Source organism: Olsenella sp. oral taxon 809 str. F0356 (assembly GCF_000233535.1).
Taxonomy (GTDB): domain Bacteria; phylum Actinomycetota; class Coriobacteriia; order Coriobacteriales; family Atopobiaceae; genus Olsenella_I; species Olsenella_I phocaeensis.
In genome coordinates this window covers 1,220,998-1,241,126 of the sequence record NZ_JH376563.1, presented here as the reverse complement: position 1 = coordinate 1,241,126, position 20,129 = coordinate 1,220,998, and the positions used below count along the sequence as shown (strand labels likewise).

General features: G+C 65.7%; 19 protein-coding genes and 1 riboswitch. Of the genes, 6 read left to right on the top strand and 13 right to left on the bottom strand.

What is annotated here, in order from left to right:
* Positions 1-23: 23 nt before the first annotated feature.
* The 3 genes from HMPREF1008_RS09900 to HMPREF1008_RS05665 all read right to left on the bottom strand — a co-directional run bounded on the left by HMPREF1008_RS09900 (position 24) and on the right by HMPREF1008_RS05665 (position 3,677).
* Positions 24-1,031 carry a class C sortase gene (locus HMPREF1008_RS09900; protein WP_009278899.1) on the bottom strand — a complete coding sequence of 336 codons (1,008 nt, stop codon included), beginning with the start codon at positions 1,029-1,031 and terminating at the stop codon, positions 24-26.
* 88 nt (positions 1,032-1,119) lie between these two features.
* A complete protein-coding gene (locus tag HMPREF1008_RS05670; RefSeq protein WP_198003155.1) occupies positions 1,120-2,025 on the bottom strand; it encodes a class C sortase in 906 nt (301 codons plus the stop codon).
* Positions 2,026-2,189: 164 nt separating this feature from the next.
* Positions 2,190-3,677: a SpaH/EbpB family LPXTG-anchored major pilin gene (locus HMPREF1008_RS05665; RefSeq protein WP_040656749.1), complete on the bottom strand. Its 1,488-nt coding sequence runs from the start codon at positions 3,675-3,677 to the stop codon at positions 2,190-2,192.
* A 139-nt stretch (positions 3,678-3,816) separates the two neighbouring features.
* Positions 3,817-3,918: riboswitch (cyclic di-GMP riboswitch) on the bottom strand.
* A gap of 286 nt (positions 3,919-4,204) precedes the next feature.
* On the opposite strand from HMPREF1008_RS05665, the gene HMPREF1008_RS05660 reads away from it, so the two are divergent.
* Both HMPREF1008_RS05660 and HMPREF1008_RS05655 read left to right on the top strand, forming a co-directional pair.
* The gene (locus HMPREF1008_RS05660; protein ID WP_198003154.1) at positions 4,205-5,332 is read left to right on the top strand and encodes a GGDEF domain-containing protein; all 1,128 of its coding nucleotides are present in this window, start codon (positions 4,205-4,207) and stop codon (positions 5,330-5,332) included.
* A gap of 316 nt (positions 5,333-5,648) precedes the next feature.
* Positions 5,649-6,875 (top strand): ATP-binding protein, encoded by a 1,227-nt coding sequence (locus HMPREF1008_RS05655; protein ID WP_009278895.1) that lies wholly within the window; start codon positions 5,649-5,651, stop codon positions 6,873-6,875.
* A gap of 28 nt (positions 6,876-6,903) precedes the next feature.
* On the opposite strand, the gene HMPREF1008_RS05650 is transcribed toward HMPREF1008_RS05655, so the two are convergent.
* The gene (locus HMPREF1008_RS05650; RefSeq protein WP_009278894.1) at positions 6,904-7,719 is read right to left on the bottom strand and encodes an HAD family hydrolase; all 816 of its coding nucleotides are present in this window, start codon (positions 7,717-7,719) and stop codon (positions 6,904-6,906) included.
* A gap of 206 nt (positions 7,720-7,925) precedes the next feature.
* Between HMPREF1008_RS05650 and HMPREF1008_RS05645 the strand changes: the two genes are divergently transcribed.
* A complete protein-coding gene (locus tag HMPREF1008_RS05645) occupies positions 7,926-8,555 on the top strand; it encodes an HAD family hydrolase (RefSeq protein ID WP_009278893.1) in 630 nt (209 codons plus the stop codon).
* Positions 8,437-9,654, top strand: a complete 1,218-nt coding sequence (locus HMPREF1008_RS10635) for a membrane dipeptidase (RefSeq protein ID WP_083823492.1) — start codon at positions 8,437-8,439, stop codon at positions 9,652-9,654. Before HMPREF1008_RS05645 ends, HMPREF1008_RS10635 begins: the two co-directional genes overlap by 119 nt.
* Before the next feature lie 182 nt (positions 9,655-9,836).
* On the opposite strand, the gene HMPREF1008_RS05635 is transcribed toward HMPREF1008_RS10635, so the two are convergent.
* The 7 genes from HMPREF1008_RS05635 to HMPREF1008_RS05605 all read right to left on the bottom strand — a co-directional run bounded on the left by HMPREF1008_RS05635 (position 9,837) and on the right by HMPREF1008_RS05605 (position 15,198).
* Positions 9,837-10,805 (bottom strand): hypothetical protein, encoded by a 969-nt coding sequence (locus HMPREF1008_RS05635; RefSeq protein ID WP_009278891.1) that lies wholly within the window; start codon positions 10,803-10,805, stop codon positions 9,837-9,839.
* A 461-nt stretch (positions 10,806-11,266) separates the two neighbouring features.
* Positions 11,267-12,067, bottom strand: coding sequence for a metal ABC transporter permease (locus tag HMPREF1008_RS05630; protein ID WP_009278890.1), 801 nt, complete (start codon positions 12,065-12,067; stop codon positions 11,267-11,269).
* A complete protein-coding gene (locus tag HMPREF1008_RS05625) occupies positions 12,067-12,801 on the bottom strand; it encodes a metal ABC transporter ATP-binding protein (protein ID WP_009278889.1) in 735 nt (244 codons plus the stop codon). The genes HMPREF1008_RS05630 and HMPREF1008_RS05625 overlap by 1 nt, the downstream gene beginning before the upstream one ends.
* Positions 12,801-13,817 (bottom strand): metal ABC transporter substrate-binding protein, encoded by a 1,017-nt coding sequence (locus tag HMPREF1008_RS05620; RefSeq protein WP_009278888.1) that lies wholly within the window; start codon positions 13,815-13,817, stop codon positions 12,801-12,803. The genes HMPREF1008_RS05625 and HMPREF1008_RS05620 overlap by 1 nt, the downstream gene beginning before the upstream one ends.
* Before the next feature lie 54 nt (positions 13,818-13,871).
* Positions 13,872-14,240, bottom strand: coding sequence for a hypothetical protein (locus HMPREF1008_RS05615; protein WP_009278887.1), 369 nt, complete (start codon positions 14,238-14,240; stop codon positions 13,872-13,874).
* A complete protein-coding gene (locus tag HMPREF1008_RS05610; RefSeq protein WP_009278886.1) occupies positions 14,233-14,706 on the bottom strand; it encodes a Fur family transcriptional regulator in 474 nt (157 codons plus the stop codon). Before HMPREF1008_RS05610 ends, HMPREF1008_RS05615 begins: the two co-directional genes overlap by 8 nt.
* 252 nt (positions 14,707-14,958) lie before the next feature.
* A complete protein-coding gene (locus HMPREF1008_RS05605) occupies positions 14,959-15,198 on the bottom strand; it encodes a hypothetical protein (protein WP_198003192.1) in 240 nt (79 codons plus the stop codon).
* Between the two features lie 269 nt (positions 15,199-15,467).
* On the opposite strand from HMPREF1008_RS05605, the gene HMPREF1008_RS05600 reads away from it, so the two are divergent.
* Complete coding sequence (locus HMPREF1008_RS05600; protein ID WP_009278884.1) at positions 15,468-16,325, top strand: pirin family protein; 858 nt, start codon at positions 15,468-15,470, stop codon at positions 16,323-16,325.
* Between the two features lie 152 nt (positions 16,326-16,477).
* Here HMPREF1008_RS05600 and nagA read toward each other — a convergent pair whose 3' ends face one another.
* The gene (gene nagA, locus HMPREF1008_RS05595; protein WP_009278883.1) at positions 16,478-17,653 is read right to left on the bottom strand and encodes an N-acetylglucosamine-6-phosphate deacetylase; all 1,176 of its coding nucleotides are present in this window, start codon (positions 17,651-17,653) and stop codon (positions 16,478-16,480) included.
* 122 nt (positions 17,654-17,775) lie between these two features.
* On the opposite strand from nagA, the gene pepI reads away from it, so the two are divergent.
* Positions 17,776-18,675, top strand: a complete 900-nt coding sequence (gene pepI, locus HMPREF1008_RS05590; RefSeq protein WP_009278882.1) for a proline iminopeptidase — start codon at positions 17,776-17,778, stop codon at positions 18,673-18,675.
* Positions 18,676-19,013: 338 nt separating this feature from the next.
* On the opposite strand, the gene HMPREF1008_RS09895 is transcribed toward pepI, so the two are convergent.
* Positions 19,014-19,940, bottom strand: a complete 927-nt coding sequence (locus tag HMPREF1008_RS09895) for a biotin--[acetyl-CoA-carboxylase] ligase (protein ID WP_156797670.1) — start codon at positions 19,938-19,940, stop codon at positions 19,014-19,016.
* Positions 19,941-20,129 lie beyond the last annotated feature (189 nt).

Sequence of the window (20,129 nt, the reverse complement as noted above, 5' to 3'; positions counted from 1 at the left end):
GGGCACCGGCCCGACCGATGCCATCAATCACCAGAACCACCAGCCCGGGCAGGGGGACGACTCTTGCCCATCCCTTTGGCATGCCCATTGCCGCGGGCGTGCCCAGCAAGGACCTTTCCACGTCTGCCGCGCAAGCTGCTGCCGACTAGGACGACGACTCCTGCAGTCACCATCACAAGCATCATCAGAAGGCCTCCCACGCGAATCCAACGCTCCATCACGAGGTCGGGAGAGTCGCTGGGATTGGCAGCCTGGACGACGAGCCTTGCAATGCCCCTGGGCACCTCCTGCGTACCCCCCTCTTGCACGCGCTCGCAGATGACAAGATAGCGCTGGTAGTTATGCCTGTAGGGGTGACAGGTGAACAGGGTGACCAGATCGCGTCCGGCCTGGGGACGCAGCGCGTCGGCATCGTCGGAAGATATGACCTTCGTCTCGACGACCCGATACGTGAGACTGTCCCACAGAGTGTCGATGGTGAGCAGGTCACCCAGTTCCATGTCCTCTATGTCACGGAACATCCGCAGCCCATGCCATACGCTCCTGTGCGCAGCTATGACGCAGTTGTCCCCCTGTCCGCCAAGGGGGGCCGAGGTGCCCGAAATAACAGTGGCACCCACTGCCATGTGGTCCGTCGTTGCGTTCAGCAGGAGCGGAAGGGTCTCGTCCAGGCGAGGAATGGTTATGGACCCGATGACGTCCTCTTCCAGCCCCATTCCCTCGAGGCCGGAGACGTCGGCGCCTATGCCCCAGGGGTCGTTGATGGCTCCCCCGTTCCCGTTCCTTACCTTCTCGTTGTAATGCAAGAGGTACCTGTAGGCAGGATCGCCACTCTTGGCACGCCCGTTGCCTTCCGTCGCCTGCGCGTCAGCATCCCTGGCATCCTTTGCCATAGCATCGCTCACCATTTCGCTGGCCGATCTCTGTGCGACGCAGGAGTCGATTTCGGGGTACAGAAGCACGGCAGATCCGAGAAGAAACACGGCAACACCAAGGGCGGTCGATGCGACTTTCCTCTTTCCATTCGCCATGTTTGCCTCCTCTCGGATACGTCGTGACCTGTCCTACCGTGCGTTGTGCCTCACGTGGAAACACCGTGCATCCCGTACTGCCGCCGAGCTAGCTTCTGAAGTGACGTCCCCTTCGTCCGTCATCTACCACCTTGCTGGCAACGTCACCTGAGGTGCCCTTGCGGCGTCTAAGAACAAAGATGCCTATTCCCACTCCAACAGCAACCGCAAGCCCCATGAGCGAATAGACGAGGAGCGAGTTCTCCTGCACGTTGCGTATCAGGCCGTTCAGCGAGGCCGGTCTGGACTGGAGGTCGATCCATTCCTGGGGGACGTCGCAGCGCTCCGCATGCACGAGGAGCCGATGGGTGTTGACTCCGTAGGGAGTGCAGGTGACCAGGGTGCAGAGGTCGCGACCTGGCTCTATCACAAGCGAGCTAGTCTCCTCGGGCAGCACTGTCTCGACCGAATAGACCCGGTAGGCATGATCCTCGCCCAACACCTGAATCACGAAGTAGTCCCCGACCGCAAGCCTGTCCAGGCCATCAAAAATCCTGACCGATGGCAATCCCGTATGCCCTGCCAGGACACTATGCGAAGAATCACCTCCTATAGGCAGTGACGTACCCTGCAAGTGACCGGTACCCTTCTGAAGAACCTCGTCGTCGGTCCCGTGATATATGGGAACTCTATCGAGACCGAGCTTTGGAATGGAGATGGAGCCCATCATGCCATCACCCAGCACGTTGAGAAGGGAACCGTACTCCCCCTCGCTGACAGCCTTTTGGGAGGGGTCAAAGGGGTCTGTGACCACGGTCTTGCCAGCAAGGAGACGATCGTTGTAGTCGTAGGCGTCCTGTTTCTGCGTGCTGAGGTCCTCTTGGTGGAGGGACGAAACGGCTTGGTCCTGATTCCAACTCACCTGGGCCTGAGCCCGCTTATAGAAGAAGTCGCTTACATAGGGATAGGCAACGAGGGAGGCACCGCCCACGAAAATCAGGACGGCAAGGACCATGATTGGCCTTTTCCTCACGGTCCCTCCCAATGCAGCTCCCATCACCTGTTGTTGGAGCGAGAAGGACAGACCTTCTCGCGCAATCACATTCCCGATTGCCTCGCGGGAACCGCCTCAGATAAGGCGGTTCCCGGAGAGGCGAACGCATCCTAGGAAACGAGCACCTACGCCTCGTTCTTGCGGCTGCGAGCAACGATCACACCAGCGGCGGCCATCAGGCCAACGCCAACGACCGTCAGAGCCACGGTGCCAGCGCCACCCGTGACGGGCAGTCCAGGCTGGGGAACGTTGACGATGCTGCCGGCGTCGTAGAAGTTGAGGTACTCGCCGGTACCCTCATGCTCGATGGTGATGGTGTAGCCGCCACCGGGGTTCGAGGTCTTGGTTGCCTTGAAGGTGACGGTTTTGATATCACCGGAGGGAGTATAGCCAGCGGGAGCCTTGGTCTCCTTGACATAGAAGGTGCCCTCGCCGAAGCCCTTGGCGGTGCCGATGCCCTGAGCGTTGGTGGTCAGCTTGATGACGCTACCGTTCTCGTCGACCATCGGATGCTCGCAGGCCGAATCGGTGTACACGGTGAACTCGGCACCCTGGAGGGGCTTGGGCGAGGCGGTATCGTTGTCCACCTTGACGAGCTTGAGTCCGAAGGTGCTGTTGTCGACGTGATCCGTGACCGTGTCGTTGGAATGCTCGTCATAGGGGTTGTTGGCGAACTCGAGCGTGATGGTGTTCACGTCGGGGGTGTTCACCACGGCGCTGGAGTTGATCTTGCCGCCATACTTGATGGTCAGCTTCTGACCAGCATTGTAGGTCGAGAAGAACGCTGCGGCTGCATCGGACTTGATCTCAGCGACGAAACCATCTGCATTATGCGTGATATCGAAGCTCCCGGAAACATCGGTCGAGCCAACCATGATGGAGAAGCCCACGGCCTTCATGTAGGTGAGGCCCGCGGTCATGGTATCGGTAACCTTGAACTTCCTGTTGGTGGCGTTGCTGGGATACTGAGGGATGGTCACCTCAGCGGTATAGGGGATGACCTGACCCACGGAGTACTGGGAGGTGTTGTGGGTGTCGGCGTCCTCGCCGGTAGCCTTCTTGTCGATGGTGACCGGGGTGTTCTTCACGGCGATGCTGCCGTCGTTCAGCTTGTACGAGACACCGCCGGTCTCAGCCGTGTACTCGAGCTTGGCGATGGACCACTGATAAACGACCTTGCCGCTGGCAGGGGTGACCTTCACCAGGTACTCGCCCGCGGAAAGGCCGGTGAACTCGACGGAAGTGCCGGTCGCGGTCTTCTGGGGCTGGGCCACCGCACCGAGATTGGCGCTCGAACCGATGGTCTCGGCCGCCTTCTTCATCTCCACGCTGTCGGAGGCATAGACCTTGTAAGCGTCGAATGAGATGCCATAGTCGGCGGCGAACTCGTGCTTGAGGGTATTGTCTCCCTGGATGGTGGTGTTGACGATCTTGTAGATGTCAACCTTGTCTCCATCCGTCAGACCGGTGACGGTGAGCTTGCCGGTTGCCGTACCCTGGTTGGCGGCAGTCACACCCGTCGTCTCTGCAAGCGCTGCAGACGGGAAGAAGACGCCCAGAGCAAGCACCATCGCAAACAGCGTGGATAGCAATGCCTTGAACCGTCCCTCCATAGAAATACCGTGCATCATATGGCGCTCCTCTCTATTGCCACGTACTATCTTCGCTCCCTATTCATCCGGCTGACGCCGGCTTTGGGATAATTGGTGTGCCGTCCTCCCAGCTATGTGTGCTCGTCCGACGACTTCGCGCAAAAACAGCCGGCTGCCCCCCTTGCGGAGAATGCAGCTGGTTACCAGTTAAGGCCCTATAGCTTTGCGTCGCTGCCTTTCGGCAGGTTTGCCAAGTTTAATTTTTTGCTTAAGGCGATTTTAAAGGAAGAGTAGGGATAACTTCAAGCTGAATATCAAAATAGAGAGGATCAGAAGGTGCGACCTGTTGACCCGCAGCTTCCGACCCCGTGTCCGGCAGCTCTTGCGCTCGTTCGTCGAGACCATCGTTTTTCAGAGTATCCAGCAAAGCCGCATCGTGCAAAAATAAGGGAGCTAGTTCGTTGAAGTAGGTACAGATGAACAATGGGATGGGATACGACATAAGCATCGAGAGTGTAGGTGGGCCCCACCCGCTATCTGTCAGAGAGGTGCTGCAGGTCTCTTTCGGGTTCAGGCGACAAACCCCCTTCGAGAGGAGCTTCATCACCAACGCCAACCTGAACTATGGCGCCATCCTGTCCTCGATCGTGGTCGTGCTGGAATGCTACATGCTGCAGAACAGCGCCAGGATGTCTAGCAACCCCCAAGTGGTCGAAAAAATGGGAATGAGCTGGATCGCCCAGCACAGCGCTGCTTATGCCATCCAGATGCTGAGCGCCCTGTTCCTCATTGCCTGTACCTTCGCCGTACGTAATTGCAGAAAAAGGCCGTGCAACGAGCTACTCTCGCGTGCCGCTATCATCCAGTTCGTCGTGGTGAGCATCGCGTTCGGAATCTATATCTCGCTCGGGGACATCGCGCGCGGCAACGGCATGTACGCGTTTCTCACTCAGATGGTCAGCATCATTTGCATCTTCGTCGTCAAGCCCTTCGTCTTCGTCCCCATACTGTTCGGCACCTTCAGCTTCATGCTGCATGCGACAAAGGAGGCAGGCGTCCTGACCCATGGAAATACCGTCAACCTGCAGATACTCTGCCTCATCCTCATGACCTCATGTTGCATTAAGCACTACAAGTACGTGCGGGGGGCGCAGGCGCGCGAGCGGTTGGCACGCTACTCGTACCACGACGAGCTCACGGGGCTGCACAACACCCGGGCACTGCAGCAGGACCACGCGAGGTGGGTGGGAAAGCGGATCGCCTTCGCGATCATCGACATAGACAACTTCAAGCACTACAACGACGCCTTCGGGCATCTCATGGGAGACCGTATCCTGTCCCTTCTTGCCTCGGGGATGTCCATCAACCTCGACGAGCATACCCGCATCTACCGTATGGGAGGGGACGAGTTCGCGCTGGTTTCGTCGAGCCTGGGAAAAGAGGGACTTCGTGCGTACATCGAGCATGGCAGGGCATCGTTCCAGACGAGGGCGAGCCAGAATGGCCTCGAAGTGCAGGGTCACCCCCTGGGCTTCTCCATCGGCATCGCCGAGGACCTGGTCAGCAGCACCGAGGACGTGCAGCGCCTCATGCGCGAAGCCGACAGGGCGATGTACGAGGAGAAGCGGAAGCGTCACGCGCGACGTAACTCCGTGGAGGTCGAACTCGGGGGCTAGCAGGGCGTTGAGCGCTCGCGCCAAGCCCAACAGCAACGACCCCAGTCAGTAGATCCGCCTGCCTTTGCCCGCAAGGCGCCCGCTCTTCGAACAGCGAAATGATGGCGATGGGCCAAGTCTCGCGCTGGCGAAGTGACCCATGTCAGACCGTCAGCCATCCCCATGCAAAATGATCAATGCGACCCATGCAATAGTGCAGCGGTGCCGCAGACACTGCCAGAGGCACCACCGGGAAAGTGGTCGTTAAGGATACATACTTTGCATTTTTTTACAAGTTATGTATCCTTAAACGAGCATTTTCAAGGAGGCAAGATCCATGGCGGAACTCTTCAGACGTGAGCTGTACCTCGAACGGCTAAGGCCTTTCTACGACACTGACCTCATCAAGGTCGTGACGGGCATGAGACGCTGCGGCAAGTCCTGCCTCATGCAGACCGTGATGGAGGAGCTGCGCGAGCGTGGGGTCGGCGAGGACCGCATCACCTACCTCGACCTCGACGCGAGGAGGTACCGGCGCGTGAGGGATCCCGACACCTTTGACAAGGCCATCGAGGCGGCCATAGGGGAGGACCCGCGCGGCCGCTACCTTTTCGTCGACGAGGTCCAGAATGTGGAGGGCTTCGAGGCAGTCGTCGAAGCATGGAGGCTCGAAGGCGTCTCGATTTTCATCACGGGCTCCAACTCCTACCTCCTCTCTGGGGAGCTCGCCACAAAGCTCACTGGGCGCTACGTCGAGCTTGAGCTCTTTACCTTGGCATTCCCCGAGTGGCTCGGCATGAGGGAGGCACTCGGCGAAGAAATCGGCCCTACGGCAGCGGAGTTCGAGCGATATCTGCGCGAAGGCGGCATGCCCGGCGCCGTGCGGCTCCCCAACCCTGCGGCACGCTCCGCTTACGTAGCGGACGTCATCGCCCAGGTCATCGAGAAGGACGTCAGCAGACGCGCCGGCAAGGTCCGCAATGCCGAAGCGTTCCGACGCGTCATGACATACATGGTCTCCAACTACGCGGCACCTACGAACTTCGCCAACATCGCCGAGGAGCTCCGCGAGGCTCAAGGGACGCCCGTCCTCGCGAGGACGGTCTCACGCTACGCAGGCTACCTGGAGGCCGCCAAGGTGCTCTATCGCTGCCCCACGTTCGACCTCAAGAGCAGGAGGAGCCTTCACGGAGGCGAGAAGCACTACCTCGCTGACCTCTCACTTTACTACGCGCTCAACACGGACAACCAGGTCAGCTACGGCCCAGCCCTCGAGAACGTGGTCTACCAATATCTGAGGCGCCACGGATGGACGGTCAGCGTGGGACGCGTTGGCAGGTTGGAGGTGGATTTCATCGCACGGAAGGACCAGCGCTACGTTTATGTTCAGGTGTCGATGAGCATCGTCGACCAGAATGTGGAGGAACGGGAGTTCCGTCCGTTCTCGCTAATCAGGGATGGGTGGCCGCGCTACCTGCTCACCCTAGACCCCCTCCCCACGACGCGGGACGGCGTCACGCACCTCAACATCGCGGAGCTGATGGCTTCGGACGCCGACCTCTAGCAGGGCCTCTTGCGAGGCCTAACAAGGCCTAGCGAGGCATCTCTCCCCTGACGAGGGCGTCGACGGCGTCGGCCACCGCCTCGTCCTCCACGCGGCCCAGCTGCCGGCTCGCCGCTGCCTTCGCCTCCGGCGCCGCGCCCTCCACGGCAAACGAGAGCGGCACGTGCTCGAGCATGCTCACGTCGTTGCCCCCGTCGCCAAAGACCGCCACCTGGTCGAGGCCGATTCCCAACCGCTCGCAGAGCACGTCGATGGCCGGGCCCTTGCCCCAGCCCGCCGTCATCACGTTAATCCAGCCCGGCTGCGGCACGTCGAAGGCCAGCTCGGGCAGCTCGGAGGCCAGGCGGTCCGCAAGCTCGTGCATGGCGGCGAGGTCTCCGTCGAGGAAGACGTTCGCCTTGACCGCGGAGGCCACCGGGACGTCGTCCACCACGCGGCAGCGCGCGGCGTACGAGGGAAAGCAGGCCTCGAGGTCGTCGAGCGAGCCCTGGACCAGCAGCGGCGTGGCGTCGTCGAAGACCACCGCCCCCGCCCCGCCGATGCCCGCCACGGCCTTCGCCAGCCGACGGAGCGCCCCCTGCGTCAGGAGCTCCTCATGCACGAGCTCCCCGTCCAGGTAGACCTGCATGCCGTTGGAGGCCAGGGCCGTGGCGCAGCAGGCCTCGTCCCCGCCGAGCAGGGGGGCGATCCACTGGTGGCCTCGGCCGCTGGCGGGCCCGATGCGCAGGCCCGCGTCCAGCGCGCGGTGGAAGGCGGCGAGCGTGCGTCGTCCCACGACCTTCTGTCCGTAGGGCAGGATCGTGCCGTCGATGTCGGTCAGAATGAGTCGCACGTCGGTGGCCATGGGCCTTCTCCCCTGCCTCTGGGCTTCCTCGATTCGCGTGATGGGCGGACGGCTCGTGTGGCGCACGGGTGACTTCCGTCGTCGCATGCGGTCCGTCCGCGAACGCGCGGTTCGTCCACGAGTATAGTTGCGGAGGCTTTCCCGCGCTGCGAGGGGACTGCCTACGTTGCGAGGGACTTGCCCGCGCTGAGACGAACGGAGCTCCCATGAGATTCACCCACATCGCCTTTGACCTGGATGGCACCCTCGTTGACACCGAGCAGGTCCTGCTCAAGACCTGGCAGCAGGCAGCACGCGGCTACGGGCGCGAGCTCGACCTGAACGAGTTCCGTGTGGCCTTTGGCATCACCACCGAGGACGCGTTGGGTCCCCTTGGCCTGGACGTGAATCCGTCGGAGTTCGCCCGACGCTGGAACGACGCCTATGCGGACTTCGCGGACGAGGCGGCCTTCTTCCCCGGCGCGCGCGAACTGCTCCTCTCCCTTGCCAGCCATGGGTTGGGCCTGGGTGCCGTCACCTCCCGCGAGAGAGACGAGTACGAGCGCTTCTTTGGCAAGTTCCGACTGGACGAGCTGATGGACCAGGTGGTCCTCGCCGACGACACCGAGCGCCACAAGCCCGCGCCGGACCCCCTGCTGCATTTTGCCCGGCTTGCTGTGGCCGACCCCTCGCACTGCGCCTACGTGGGCGATCAGCCCAGCGACGTCCAAGCCGCGCGTGCCGCCGGCTTCGCCTCGTGCATCGTCGCCTGGAGCCACCCGCATCCCGAGGAGGCCGGCGCCGACTTCGTCGCCCACGACTTCGACGAGCTCGAGCGCTGGCTGCTCGCGGGATAGGCGTCTGGCCCGTGCGCCAGGCCGATGCCACGACGACGGACTGACGCGGCTCTCTCCCGATCCCTTCCCGTGCCCCTGGAGGCAGCCATGCGCGTGTTCGACCTGCACTGCGACACCATCGACGTCCTCGCCCTGCGCGGCGTGGACGCCATCGGCAGCGTCCTCGGCCCCAACGACGCGGACGACCTGGCGCATAATCGCCTCGCCCTGGACCTCGGCCGCATGCGCCAGGTCGCGGGTGACGGCTGGTGCCAGTGCTTCGCCATCTGGGTGCCCGAGGTCCTGGAGGGCACGCCGCTCTCGCCCCGCGCCGCCTTCGAGCGCGCAGGCCTACTTCGCCGAACAGGTCGCCCGCCACGCCGACGCCGTGGCGCAGGTCCGCACCGCCGGCGAGGTGGACGCGGCCGTCGCCTCCGGGCGCGTGGCAGCCTTCCTGACCCTCGAGGGCGCCTCCCCCATGGAAGGGGAGCTCGGCTACCTCGAGCGGCTGCACGAGGACGGGGTGCGCATGGTCACCCTCTGCTGGAACGGCAGGAATGCCCTGGCCAGCGGGCACGAGACCTGCGACGGCCTGAGCGCGCTTGGCCGCCGAGCGGTTCGGCGCATGGGGGAGCTGGGGATGGTCGTGGACGCGAGCCACCTCAACGACGAGGGCTTCGCCGACCTGCTCGCGTGTTCTGATGCCCCGTTCGTGGCGTCGCACTCCAACAGCCGTGCCGTCTGTGGGCACCCCCGCAACCTGACCGATGACCAGTTCCGCGCGATCGTGGAACGCGGGGGCCTCGTGGGCCTCAACTACTTCCGCGCCTTCGTCACCGAGCGCGCGGCGGCAGACGGCGCGATGGTCGCAGGCCGCCCCACGCCCGAGGTGAGCTTCGACGAGCTTGCCGCGCACGTGGAGCACTTCCTCGACCTGGGTGGGGAGGACGCCATCGCCCTGGGCAGCGACTACGACGGCTCGGAGGTGCCGGATTGGCTTGACAGCTGCCAGAGGCTTCCGGCCTTCCACGAGCGCATGGCCGCCCGCTTTGGCGACGAGCTATGCGAGAAGGTCTTCTTCTCCAACGCCCGCGACTTCTTCCTGCGCACGCTGGGCTGAGCCCGCGGGGAGCAAGGGGCGCGTCGCCCGTCGTCGAAGGCAAGCAAAGACAGCAAATCTCACGAAATGCTGTCGATTTTCACGTTTGGCCTGTTGGCGGGAATCGAAGACAGCAATTCTCACAAAATGCTGTCGGCCTCCCCGGGGATGGCATCATTACCCCCGGCAGCGCCACCTTGCCCCTACGGATGCTCGAACAGCAGCGTAGAGAGAAGCTTCTCTCGCCTTGCCCGCAACCCTTCGTCCGCAAGGGCTTGCCGTGGCAGCATGAGGCTCTGGCGGGTCGACCTCTCCAGCAAGATTATCAGCTGCTGCGCAAGCAGGTCCATGGCCCCGCGCTCGAGCAGGTCCTCCTTGGTCACCACGAGGGTCGCCCGGCCGCTCGCAGCCAGATCCCTCTCGCGGCGCCGGTCATCCACGTACTTCCGCCTCGGCTGCAGCCTGAGGGACCGAAGGCTGCGATCCAGACCGGCGTCTCCGGGACGGGATCCGAGGTCCATTGCCGCCGATTCTAGGCCACGCAGGTCAAGGTGTCCCTCCCCGTCATAATTCAAGCAGACGGGTGCCTGCCTGAACTCGATGTCGGGAACCCTCGACGTGCGAGTCATGGGCAAGCCAGCCCCAGCCTGCACGCGTCTGTTGAGCATGATGGGACCCAGGTCGTAGCCGCCCTCCCCGCCGGGAAGCGCAAGGAGCGTCGCAAGCACGGCCTCGAGGGGCGACCAGGCGTTCGGACCCGAAAGCCCCAGGGCACGCCCCACGCGTGACGTGGCACTGGAGGAAGGAAGCCGAGCGAGCTCCCAAAGCAGCTCATCCGTCTCCGCGAAGGGGGCAAGCCCAAAAGCCACCTCCCCCCTGACGGGGTCGACCGGGTCGCGCGCGAACGTCCCCTCCAGCTCGGATGCGACGCTTGACAGCAGGCCAAGCTCGAGCGAGGAAGAGAGCTGCATGAGCGTGAGGGCGGCACTGCAGGCGTAGACTCCTTCTCCCAAACACAAGAATGCAGGGAACTCGGGCTCGCCCGCGTATGCCTTCCCCTTGAGGAACGCATTGCTCGAACGCCTTGTATCGGGATGGCAGAGGCAGTCGAGCTTGCCCCACTTTGCCAGGTAGGCCTCTCCGTCAATGCCAAGGACGCGCAGCCGGGACATGAGGTCCTGCCTCTTGATCCGTTCTCCAGCACCCCGCTTCAGGGGGAAGGGACACGGCCGCGGACGGTCGTGTGCCGGATGGCTCCGGCGCCATGCGCGGATGAGCGCGAGTGAGGTCCTATGCGAGAAGACGATGTCCATGGACGGATTGTAGCGAGGGCAAAAATACCGCGCGTGCAGCTAGCTGCCAGTGATGTGCGCCTTGACCAGTCGGCCACAATTCCGCCCGGAGCGTCGGCTGCCAAGACGGCCATGGCAAAAAAACAGCATTCTGTGAGATTTGCTGTCAAATTTTGCGTTTGGCCTGTTGGCAGAGAAAAACGACAGCATTTTGTGAGAAATGCTGTCGACTCCAACCCCGTATGACCCCAAGCCCCGCCCGACTCCGTGGTCGTACGACTCCGGGGTCGTACGACCACGACCCCGTCCAATCCTCGGGCCCATCGCAGCAGGAAGCGGGCCTAGCGCAGCAGGGAGGCGAGCTTCTTCGCGGCGAGGATGACCAGCAGCAGGGCCACCGCCATGAGCACGATGGTTCCGCCCGGCTTGAGCCCAAGGTAGTACGAGACGACCAGCCCGCCCACCGTGGTGACGACGCCCACCACGCTGGAGATGACGCAGGTCTGCCTCCAGCTCCGGGCGAGCTGCAGCGCGCAGGCCACGGGCACCACCATCATCGACGAGACGATCAGCGAGCCGACCGTCCTCGACGCCACGGCCACGACCAGCGCGACCACAATCACGAAGGCGAAGTTCGCGGCCGAGACGGGCACCCCCACGGCGCGCGCGTGGCGCTCGTCGAAGGACATCAGGAAGAGCTCCCGGCGCATGAGCAGGCAGACGAGCACGGCCAGCGCGCTGATGACGGCGATGGTCGCGGTCTCCTCCGCACTCACGGTGAGGATGCTGCCAAACATGAAGCTGTTGAAGCTCGAGGCGTTGGGCACGAAGCCCGAGAGCACGCCGGCGAGGCCGATTCCCGCTGCCATGACCACGGCCACGGCGAGCTCGGACTGGTCGCGGAAGCGTCGGCGGATTCCCTCTATGCACAGGGCTCCCGTCAGGCAGGCGAGAATGGCCCCGCCCACCGGGCTGAGGCCGCCCACCAGGCCCGCGGCGACGCCGGCGAGCGAGGTGTGCGAGAGCGCGTCGCCAATCATCGAGAGGCGCTTCAGGACGACCGTGACCCCCACCAGGGGAATCACGACGCCCAGGAGCACGCCCACCACCAGGCCGCGCTGCATGAACACGTACGCGAGCATCAGGCCGCACCTCCCGAACGTCCGGCGACGTTGCCGCCAGCCCCACCGCGCCCGTCTCCCCCGCCGCGCTCGACGGCCACGCCGTCGCCGACCTCCACCACGCGACAGCCCAGCTCGCCCAGCGGGGCCAGGTCGTGGGTCACGAGCAGGACCGCGAGGCCCCTCTCGTCATGCGCGTCCGCCACCAGCTGGTAGAAGATGCTGCGACTCTCCCTGTCCAGGCCGTTGGTGGGCTCGTCCAGCACCAGCAGACGCGGGTCCCCCACCAGGGCGCAGGCCAGCCTCACGCGCTGGAGCTGCCCGCCAGAGAGCTCGCGGATGATCCGCCTCCCGTAGGCGGCGAGGCCCACGCGGGCCAGCGCCTCCTCGCTCCGGGCACGCCGCTCGCGTCCGCTCGCGCGACGTCCCAGCGAGTACTGACTCGCGTCCACCAGCTCGAGCACACTGGCCGGGAAGCGCGAGATTGCCTCCGGGGGGAGCTGCGGCACGTAGCCCACCAGCCCCCAGTCGCGGAAGCGCGTCGGGTTCTGGCCGAAGAGGGCCACCGTGCCGGAGTCCGGCGCGAGCTCGCCCACCACCAAACGTGCGATCGTGGACTTGCCCGCGCCGTTGTCTCCCACGAGGGCGCAGATCTGCCCCTCGCCGAGCTCGAGGTCGACCCCCCGCAGCACCTCGGTGCCCCGGTAGGAGAAGCGAACGTCCCGCAGCGTGACCGGCCTCGAGCCCGCACTCATCAGGCCAGCGCCTTCTTAAGCGCCTCGAGGTTCTTGCGCATGGTCGAGAAGTAGTCCGCGCCCGCGGCCAGCTCCTCGTCGGAGAGCCCCTCGAGCGGGTTGAGCTCCTCCACCTGGGCGCCGGAGGCCTCGGCGATGGCCTGCGCCACCTTGGGGCTCACCAGCTCCTCGCTGAAGATGTACTTCACGTCGTGCTGCTTCACGAACTCGACGATCTTGGCCATGGTCTGGGCGTCTGGCTCGGCGTCGGCCTCGATGCCCTCGATGGCCATCTGGTTGAGGCCGTACTGGTGGCAGAGGTAGCCGAAGGCCTCGTGGCTCACCACGATGTCGCGCTTGGGCAGCTTCTCGATCGCCTGCGAGAACTCGCCGTCGAGCTTGGCGGCCTCGGCCGACCACTTGTCGTAGTTGGCCTCGTAGGCGTCCTTGCCGTCGGGGTCGGCAGAAATCAGGCCGTCCGCGATGGCGCGCATTTGGATCGCGGCGTTGGTGGGCGAGAGCCAGCAGTGCGGGTCGGTGGTCGAGACCTCGCTCGGGTCCTCGCCGTGCTCCGCGTGCTCGGCCTTCTCCTCCTCGAGCGCCTCGGCGCTGAGCTCGAGCAGGTCGACGTCCTTACTGGCCTCGACCGTGACCAGCTTGGAGTTCGAGAGGCTCTTCAGGGTGTCGTCCACCCAGTGCTCCATGCCGGCGCCGTTGTACACCAGAACGTCAGCCTCCTCGAGGCTGCGCAGGTCGGCGGTGGAGGGCTCCCAGTCGTGGGGCTCGGTGCCGGCGGGCACGAGGCAGCTGACCTCGGCGCGGTCGCCGGCGATCTTCTGCGCGAAGTCGTACATGGCATAGAAGCTCGCGACGACCTTGAGCTTGCCGGAGTCGGTCGCGGTCGTTGCGGCGGCGCCGTCCTGGCCCGCAGGCTTCGAGCAGGCGGCGAGCAGCGTGCCGGCGCCGATCGCGGCGGCAGCGAGCAGCCCGCGACGGGACACGATGGGACCGAAGCTCTTGCTGATGGACTGGTTCATGCTTGTTCCTCCTGTGGTTCGTCTCCGCTTCTTGGGCTCGATCTGGCACGAGGCTCAGATGTCGAGGCGGACCCCCAGGTCGATGGGCGTCTTTCGGGCGAGAGTGACGCAGCACGCCACGATCGCGAGGACGCTCGCGGGAGCGGGTAGTCCCACGGGTCGCGGCGCGGGGCCGGCCGGCAGCGCTCCCCTGCCGGCGACGCGCGCCACCTGGGCCATGGTGCGGCAGATGGGGCAGCCCTCGCCCTGGCACTCGTGGTGAGACTCGCGCGCGAGCCACAGGGCCGAGAGGCCCAGCTGCAGGGCGAGCACGAGGCAGAGCGCGAGGGCGAGAGGACCGCGCGGACGGCCGCCGTGGACTGCGCGGGCGCGCGCAGGGACGTCAGGACGGCCGACGCACAGCGGCGAGGACGGGCTAGGCATGGAAGCCGCTCTCCCCCGCGGGAGCCGCGTCGGCGTCGGCGGGCGAGGCACCGGGATGGGCCGCCTGGCAGTCGTCGCAGTAGCCATAGAGCACGGTGCGCGAGAACTCGATCGCGAAGCCGTGGTCGTTGCGCACGTGCTCGTGCAGGTCGTCCAGCATGTGGCAGTCCAGGGCGAGCACCTTGCCGCAGCCCAGGCACACCAGCTGGCCCTCGTCAGGACGCTCGGGGTCGATCAGGCGATAGCGCGACTCTCCCCCACCCGGCGAGACGACCTTGGCAACGGCGCCGTCGCGCGCGAGCGCCTCGAGCGTGCGGTAGGCGGTGGTGCGGCCCACCTTGGAGCCCTCCTCGCGCAGGCTCCCGAAGACGTCGTCCACGCTGAGGTAGTGGTCGGCGTGGCGCGAGAGGAAGTCGAAGACCGCCTGCCGCTGCCTGGTGTTGTAGCCGTGCCTGACCGCTGGCATCCGCTCTCGCCTCCCGTCGTCGTCCGAGCTGTGGGGGCACGTCGGCACCAAGGGGAAGCCGCGCGAGCCCGCGCTCAAAGTCCGGTCGCTCAAAATCCGACAATTGGATTCTGATTTCATTTTAGGAAGCGAGAGGAGCGTCGAAGCAACGGTCGCGGCTTCTCTCCCATTCACACGCTTTCGTCACATCCGGGCGGGGCTCGACGACGGGCGGGCGGCCGCGCAGCGGGATCGATGCAGCCAGGCCCGGGCCTACAGGTTGTGCTTGGCCATCTTCTGCTCGAATATGCCGTTCACGATGGCACTGAGCTGCTCCTTCGCCTCGCCGGTAAGGGGACCCTCCTGCTCCGCGATCGCAAAGAGGTCGGGGTGCTCGGCGGCTATCTTCTCGACGGTCTTGCCCGTCGCGTGAGCACGCACGAAGACGGGGATGCGCTTGATGTACTCCTCGGGAACCAGCTCCAGGATCTTACTCGCCGCGTCCTTGTTCACTGCCAAGTTCGTTTCCTCTCCTTGGCGGGACGTTGCGGCTGGGTCGCCTGCGCCCCTCTCCCCTGCTTGCGCATCGCATCTTAGGTCCGCCTCGTAATTTTATAGCGCGCTATTTAATCGTGCACATATAATCGACACAGCGAGTGGCTCGTGTGTCTAGTCGCCCCGTGCGAACGGTATACAAGCAGCATCGCAAAGCGTGCGACGTCGGCGAACTGTAGGTCCACACCTCTGGGGCCCGTCGGCGCCGCAAGCCGAAGGAGGCAGACATGGACAGGCACGCGACCAACGTGGTGAAGGGATTCAGGACCATCGACGGCGGAGGGGTCAGCCTCGTCCGCGTGCTGGGCAACCAGACCGCCGACGCCTTCGACCCCTTCCTGATGCTCGACTCGTTTGACAGCACCGACCCCGACGACTACACCGCCGGCTTCCCCTTCCACACGCACCGCGGCATCGAGACCATCACCTACGTCCGCCAGGGCGGCATGCACCACCGCGACAGCATGGGCTACGAGGACACGGTGAGCGACGGCGGCGTGCAGTGGATGTGCGCGGGCTCCGGCGTGATGCACGAGGAGACCATCCCTCCCGCGAAGCGGCTCCTGGGCGTGCAGCTGTGGCTCAACATGCCCGCGGCGGAGAAGATGGCAAGCCCCCGCTACCATGCCATCCGGAGCTCGGACATCGAGGAGATCAAGATCGAGGGCGGGGACCTGCGCCTGCTCGCGGGCCGCTACGTCGACACCGACGGCAGGACGCACACGGGCTACCAGGGCGAGCACCTTCCCCTCGACTACTACGACCTGGGCGTGGAGCCCGGCAGGACCGTGGCAATCGACGTGAACGAGGACCGCTCCGTGCTGGCCTTCACCCTGGAGGGCTCCGCGCGCATCGGCGGACTGCCCGTGGGCCCCAAGACGGCCGTGCGTCTGGAGGGCGGCGACCGCGTCGTGATCGAGGGCAAGGACGAACGGGCGCAGGTCCTGCTCATGAGCTCCAAGAGGCTCGACGAGCCCGTGGCCTGGGGCGGACCCATCGTGATGAGCACCCGCGAGGAGCTCATGGACGCGTTCCGCGAGCTCGAGGACGGGAGCTTCCTCAAGGAGGGCTCGCTCAGGGACTAGGCGCAAGTGGCTCCGGTTCCAGCACGGCGAAGGCCGCGGCCCGTCTCCCCAGGGAAGCGAGTCGCGGCCTTCTTACTGCAGTTGCATTTGCGCCGGCCGAGGCCCCGAGGCCTTCTTGCTACGCTGGCGCCGGCCGGGGGCCCGCGGCCTCCCTACCTCACCGGCACGCCACCCACGTAGGTGGTCTCGAGCTCGAGGTCGGCACCCATGACGTTGAAGTCGGCCGCACGGCCCGCCTGGATCACGCCGCAGCAGTCGTCGACGCCCGACATGCGCGCGGGAATCTCGCTCGCCATGCGGATGGCCTGCTCGGCCGTGGCCGCGCCCCAGTCGACGACGTTCTTGACCGCGCGTGCCAGCGTGAGCACGGAGCCGGCGATGTTGCCCATGCTGCCGTCGGCGTCCAGCAGGTGCGCCACGCCGTCCTGCAGGCGGATCGGGAAGTCACCCAGCTCGTAGTCCCCGTCCGGCATGCCGCCGCAACGCAGGCAGTCCGACACCAGCGCCACGTGCTGCCAGCCCTTTGCGTTGACCATCGCGCGGGCCGCGGGCGCCTGCACGTGGATGCCGTCGCAGATGAGCTCGGCGTAGGTCTCGCTCGTGGTCATTGCCGCTCCCACCAGACCGGGCGCGCGGTGGCCCAGGCCGGTCATGGCGTTGTACGTGTGCACGAAGGAGGTCGCGCCCGATCCCACGGCGGCGACGCCCTCCTCGTAGCTGGCATTAGAGTGGCCGAGCGCGGTCGCGACGCCCATCAGCGACATCTCGGCACAGAACTCGGCGCTGCCCGGGCGCTCGGGCGCCAGGGACGCCCTGCAGATGAGACCGTGCGCCTCGTCCTGCCAGGCGCAGACCTGCTCCACGGAGGGGTCGCTCATGTGCGCGGGATTCTGCGCGCCAGCGTGCTCGGCGGTGAAGAAGGGGCCCTCCAGAAATATGCCCTCGATGCGTGCGCCCACAAAGTCGTCGCCGCGCAGCTGGTCTGCCTGCCAGACGCTCGCGCAGGCCTCGCCGATCTGCTCGGCAGGCTGGGTCAGCGTGGTGGGCGTCCACGAGGTCGTGCCGTGGCGCGCGAGCTCGACGCTCGCGGCGTTGATGCCTTCGGGGTCGCAGTCCATCACGTCATGTCCCAAAAAGCCGTGGATGTGCGTGTCCACGAAGCCCGGCGTCACCCACTTGCCCGTGCAGTCCAGGACCTCTGCCCCCTCGGGCAGCTCCTGCACTACGGGCCTGAACGCGCCGTCCGCCACGGGCAGGTAGCCCGAAGCCACGACGCCGCCCGCCAGCACGATGCGGTCGGACTTGACGAAGAAGCCGTTCTGGTCCATGGTTCCTCCTCTTGGGCGGGAGCGACGGCCCCGGACGCGAGGTCGCTCTCCCCTTGGTTTCTCCCTGAGTATAGGCTGGGGGAGAAAGGCCACCAACACAGCTGCGACAGAAGGCCGGCAAGATGCACATCAGCGAAGGATACCTGCCCTTCTTGGGCCACCAGACCCATTGGCGCGTCGTCGAGCCAGACGAGGAGCTGCCCGGCCGTGCGCCGCTCGTGCTCCTGCACGGCGGACCGGGGTCGACGCACAACTACTTCGAGGTGCTGGACGACCTGGCCGACCTCGACGGCAGGAGGCTGGTCATGTACGACCAGCTGGGCTGCGGACTCTCGTGGGACGACGGGCTGGCGGGGCATGACGAGCTCTGGCGCGCGGACACCTGGCTGGACGAGCTCGACGCCCTGCGCGCGGGGCTTGGGCTGGAGCGCATCCACCTCCTGGGGCAGTCATGGGGCGGGATGCTTGCGCTCATGCACCTCCTGGACCGCGGGGGCGTGGGCGTGAGGTCGATGGTGCTCAGCAGCACGCTGGCATCGGCGAGCCTCTGGGGCAGCGAGGGACACCGGCGGCTTCGCTACCTGGGCGCGGACGAGCGCAGGGCCATGGAGGAGGCGGAGAGGGGTGGGCGCTTCGACACGCCGGAGTTTCGCGCCGCCGAGGCCCGCTACCTGGAGCTCTTCTGCGCCGGGGAGCCGGACAAGTCGAGCCCGGAGTGCCTGAGGAGGCCCAAGCGCGCCGGCCGCGAGTCCTACCTCGCGGCGTGGGGAGACAACGAGCTCATGCCGAGTGGCACGCTCGCCGGCTTCGAGTACGCGGGGCGCCTGAAAGAGGTGCGCTGCCCCGCACTGGTGGTGAGCGGGACCCAGGACCTCTGCTCCCCGCTGGTCGCCAAGCAGCTCGCGGACGGCATCCCCGGGGCGCGTTGGGAGCTCTTCGAGGGCTGCCGGCACGCCTGCTTCGTGGAGGACACGCCGCGCTACCTGGCCATGCTTCGGGAGTGGCTGGACGAGAACGACTAGCTGGCGCAGACGGCACGCGGTGGCCATCGGCGGGTGCGGCTGACATCGTGGCCAGTGGCTATTCCGAGGCGGGCACTGCGTCGAGCACGCGCGAGCGCACGCCGTTCTCGCCCGATGCGCCCAGACCGCATGCGACTCTCACCTTGCACGCCCATCCCGCACGCGCGAGCGCACGCCTTTCTCGCCTCGCACGCACATGCGCACACGCTTTTCGTCCAGCACGCACGAACGCACAGCGGGCTCTGCGTTTCCCCAGTTGGCGAGAGGGGCCGTTGTGCGCAACAGCGTGCTTGATGTCAGGGATGTGCGCGACAGCGTGCTCGACGCCCGAGCGTGCGCTACTGCGTGTGCGGCATCAGGGGTGCACGGCGGAGAAGCACGTCACCGGCAGTCACGCGAACCGGCCACGAGCCGTCACCGGAGGAGCCGTTGCCATCCGCCGGAAGGACCTCGAGCGATCCGTCCGCGCGCACGTCCCCCGCGACGCCCTCCACCCTATGACCGGCGGCGAGGTCGACCGTGACGGGATGCCCGCGAAGGACGTTCTCCACGTTCACGCGAGAGACGAGCTCGTCCCGCGCTGTCTCGCCGCCAAACGCGAGCGCGCCCATCTGCCGGCGCAGGCCGCGCGCGATGCCGGCACACAGGCGGTCGCGCAGCTCGGCAAAGGGCGGCAGCCCGTCGAAGTGCAGCTGAAGCGACGTGGAGAGGGGCGTAGGCAGCCGGTCGGCCGCGACGAGGAGGTTGGCCCCGACGCCGACGACCACCCCCACGTCATCCGCATCCGAGAACGCCACCTCCGAGAGGATGCCGGCAAGCTTGCGTCCGGCCAGGTAGACGTCATTGGGCCACTTGAGTCCGAGCAGCTGGGCAGGGCTAGCGGCGACCGCGGTTCCGGCACCATCGACAGCGTGCGCTGCGCCACCGGCATTGCCCGCGACACCAAGGCCACCCGCAACACCGAGATCACCCGCGACACCGAGGCCACCCGCATCGACGACCACGTCGCGCAGGGCGTCGAGCACGGCAAGGCCAGCGGCAAGGGTAAGCAGTCCCGAGTCCGAGCCCCGCATGAGGGAGGCGGGGAGCGCGAGCACGAAGGATGCCGTGAGTGAATCGCCTACGCCACTCTGCCACGAGCGGCCAAGTCTGCCTCTACCCTGGGTCTGCTCGTCGGCGACCACGAGGCAGACGGGAACGCGGCCTACTCCTCGCCAGGGACGACCGCGCCACCCGTCCGCAGCGTCTCCAAAACCCGCTGACATGGGCAGGCTCCCCAGGCTGGGATAGAGCCTTCGCGCAAGATCGTTGGTCGACCCGCAGGTGGCGACATGCACCAGCTCGTCGCAGGCCTGTCGGGAGAGGGGGAGGTCATCACGACCTGCGTCACGACCTGCGTCACGACCTGCGTCACGACCTGTGTCGCGTCCCGCGTCGCGGCCAAGTCCTCCGTC